The organism is Coprobacter sp., from assembly GCF_982436375.1.
Genome location: NZ_CEWDCG010000266.1, coordinates 1 through 3,317 on the forward strand (window position 1 = coordinate 1; position 3,317 = coordinate 3,317).

Sequence of the window (3,317 nt, forward strand, 5' to 3'; positions counted from 1 at the left end):
CAGTGATCCTCAAAAAATAGACGAGCTACTATCAAAAATTATCGACTGCCAAGATGACTTCTTGCGCCGTGTAAATACTCCTGACGGCAAAGAAAACCCTAAATTGGTAAAAAAATATTACAAAAGTCTGATACAATCTTTTGACAACAAAATCGGAGAAATATTAAAAGATTTAAGTGAACTGGGAAAATAAGAAAGATGAAAAGAAGGATATGCCGTTTCATTTTACACCTATTGGGCTGGAAAGTAGAAGTTTCGGTCCGCGATTATCCTAAATGTGTAATTTGTGTAGCTCCGCATACCAGTAATACTGATTTTTTTCTTGGAAAATTAGCGTACCTTTCGATCGGAAGACATGCCGGTTTTTTAATAAAAAAAGATTGGTTCTTTTTCCCTTTGAACATTATACTCCGGTCTATGGGAGGTGTTCCTGTAGATCGGAGTAAACATTCTGATCTGACCGATCAGATCGTCGATGAATTCAACAAGCACGAGCATTTCAGCATCGCTATTACCCCAGAAGCAACAAGAAAAAGAAATCCGGATTGGAAAAAAGGATTTTATTTTATCGCTCTGAAGGCAAATGTACCTATCGTACTGGCATACATCGATTATAAAGAAAAATCTATCGGACTGAAAAAGACATTTATCCCTACGGGAAACTTTGAAAAAGATCTGATTGAAATTAAACAATTCTATAAAAATTATCATGCTAAATACCCCGATTTGTTTGCTATAGAGTAAAAAAACTTTTTTACTACTTCTTCCCCTAAAGCACCAAACTCATGAATGACCTCCGCATAACGCCAATACAAACAGATATTATTTGGGAAAACAGAGAAGAAAATTTATGTAAACAACAGAAGACTCTCCAAAAACTAAAAGGGACAACCGATATTGTTATTTTCCCGGAAATGTTTACTACCGGATTTTCAATGAACAGTCGAAATCTTGCTGAAACTGAAAACGGAGAAACAATTTCGAGATTAAAGTATTGGGCAAATACTTATGAATTTGCTCTTTCCGGAAGTTTTATCTGTAATCAAAACGATAAGTTTTATAATCGAGGATTTTTTATAGCACCGGGTAACCAAATTACATTTTATGACAAACGGCATTTATTCCGTGTAGGGAAAGAAAACCTAAGTTTTTCCGAAGGACAACAACAAACAATAATTTCTTACAAAGGATGGAATATTTGCTTATCGATATGTTATGATCTGCGTTTTCCAGTATGGTTACGCAATAATAATATCCGGTACGATCTATTAATCATACCGGCATGTTGGCCTCACTCCCGCATCTCGGTATGGGATATATTATTGCAAGCACGAGCAATAGAAAATCAAGCATACGTTTGCGGTGTAAATCGCATAGGGCATGATCCTACGGGAATATATTATTCCGGACACTCGGCCGTTATAGATCCGAAAGGAAAAATTATTTTATCGACACCCGAAGAAAAGGAAACACATATTACTACAACTTTATCGGCAGAAAAGTTAATCGCATTTAGACAAAAATTTCCTGTATTACAGGATGCCGACTCTTTTACTATACACATTTAATGTTTATTGCAAGAAAGTTTTAAAAGATTTATGTACTTTTGTAGACAATAAATTGTTTTGATATCGATATGCCGTGCAATAGTTTGTTTTCACGCGCAGTTATATTCAATAACATAAAACTTAACGAAAAATGAAAAAATGGATGTATGTAGCAACTGCTGTTGTTCTTTGCGGAACAATCTCATGCAGTTCAAAAAAAGAAAGTAAATCGACACAATCTTATACAACTTCGACCGAAGTTCTGCAAGGAAGCTGGAATATTATTTCTGTCGATGAAAAAAAAATCGTCAGCGAAGAACCGACATTCCTCGCATTCGATCTCAAAGAAAAAAGAATACATGGGAATAATGGATGCAATATCATCAACGGGGAATTGATAGTCGGGGACGATGGTTCTTTCCGCTTAGATAAAGTTATCAGTACAATGAGGGCTTGTATGGGAGAAAATCCTGAACGCCAAATTATGGAAGCTCTTAATAATACGACTTCTTTTAAAATCGAATCTGGTAAATTTCTCAAACTGTATAATGCAAATAAAAAAGAAGTGATCACTCTAAAAAGGCAACCATTCTCTGAGCTTGAAGGGACATGGGACGTCACCTTGATAAACGAAAAACCTCTCACCGATGATCAAAAGCCTTTTATTACATTCAATACAAAAGATCGGAAAATTACAGGAAACGCAGGCTGTAACCGTATGAACGGACAAATAACGACAGACAATGCCAATGAATATTTCCTATCTTTAGGACAGATTGCGACCACCCGTATGGCATGTCCGGGAAACACAGAACCTACATTTCTAAAAGCTTTAGAAAATGTAAAGGCATTTAAATTGTTACCGGAAAAGAATGGAAAAAAGTATGCAGGTCTTTGTGATTCGGAAGGGAAAATAATCATTACACTCGAAAAAAGAAACGACCGGTAAAAGAACATTCCGATATATAAAATAGCCCGATAGTCTATTCAAAGATTACCGGGCTATTTATTAAACTTATTAAAGACCGTTTTTATAAAAAGAAATAACTCGAATATCTAAAAATTCATGGGCCAAATAGACATACAACAATTAAGAGACTGGGCAGCCGAATATAACCGGGACAAATTCATACATTCCGATCCGGTACAATTTCCACACAGATATTCAGAAGCAAAAGATATAGAGATAAGCGCCTTTCTCACAGCATGGATTTCTTACGGTAATCGAAAATGTATCATAACCAAGGCCGAAGAATTGGATCGTATGTTCGGAGGCTCACCCCTACACTTTATCCTGAACAATAAATATTCTAACTATCAAAATAATTATAATAGTTTCTATCGCTTTTTCAAATATCACGATCTGTATGAAATTTGCGAACGAATGCATTATTGTTACCAAAAATTCGGGTCTTTAGAGTCTGCATTAAAATCGACATCCGGACAGACTCTTGTTCAGCGAATACAATATCTTTTTATCGATATAAACGGGATTCCGAAACCGGAGGGGAACTCAGCTTGCAAACGAATTTGTATGTTTTTGCGTTGGATGATACGGCAAGATAAAACCGTAGATTTCGGAATCTGGGAAAGTTTTTCTCCATCAGAACTGATAATTCCTCTCGACACACACGTACATCAAATCGCAAAAAAATGCGGTATAACCCAAAGATCGACACCGGACATCAAAACAGCTATGGAAATAACAGACTTTATGAAACAAATTTTTCCTAAAGATCCCTGTCTCGGGGACTTTGCACTCTTCGGATA

5 protein-coding genes are annotated in these 3,317 nt (G+C 36.0%); all 5 read left to right on the forward strand.

All coding sequences use genetic code 11. The features are described 5' to 3' along the window. Positions 1-193, forward strand: a 193-nt coding sequence (locus AC1WHX_RS11395; protein ID WP_481229387.1) for a hypothetical protein, incomplete at its 5' end; no start/stop codon positions are given. A 5-nt stretch (positions 194-198) separates the two neighbouring features. Next, a complete protein-coding gene (locus AC1WHX_RS11400) occupies positions 199-744 on the forward strand; it encodes a 1-acyl-sn-glycerol-3-phosphate acyltransferase (RefSeq protein ID WP_009319375.1) in 546 nt (181 codons plus the stop codon). 41 nt (positions 745-785) lie between these two features. Next, positions 786-1,568: a nitrilase family protein gene (locus AC1WHX_RS11405; protein ID WP_278583181.1), complete on the forward strand. Its 783-nt coding sequence runs from the start codon at positions 786-788 to the stop codon at positions 1,566-1,568. A gap of 130 nt (positions 1,569-1,698) precedes the next feature. Next, on the forward strand, positions 1,699-2,496 hold the full coding sequence (locus AC1WHX_RS11410; RefSeq protein WP_303116435.1) for an META domain-containing protein: 798 nt from the start codon (positions 1,699-1,701) through the stop codon (positions 2,494-2,496). 117 nt (positions 2,497-2,613) lie between these two features. After that, a partial coding sequence (locus tag AC1WHX_RS11415; protein WP_481229389.1) for a TIGR02757 family protein occupies positions 2,614-3,317 on the forward strand: 704 nt, incomplete at its 3' end.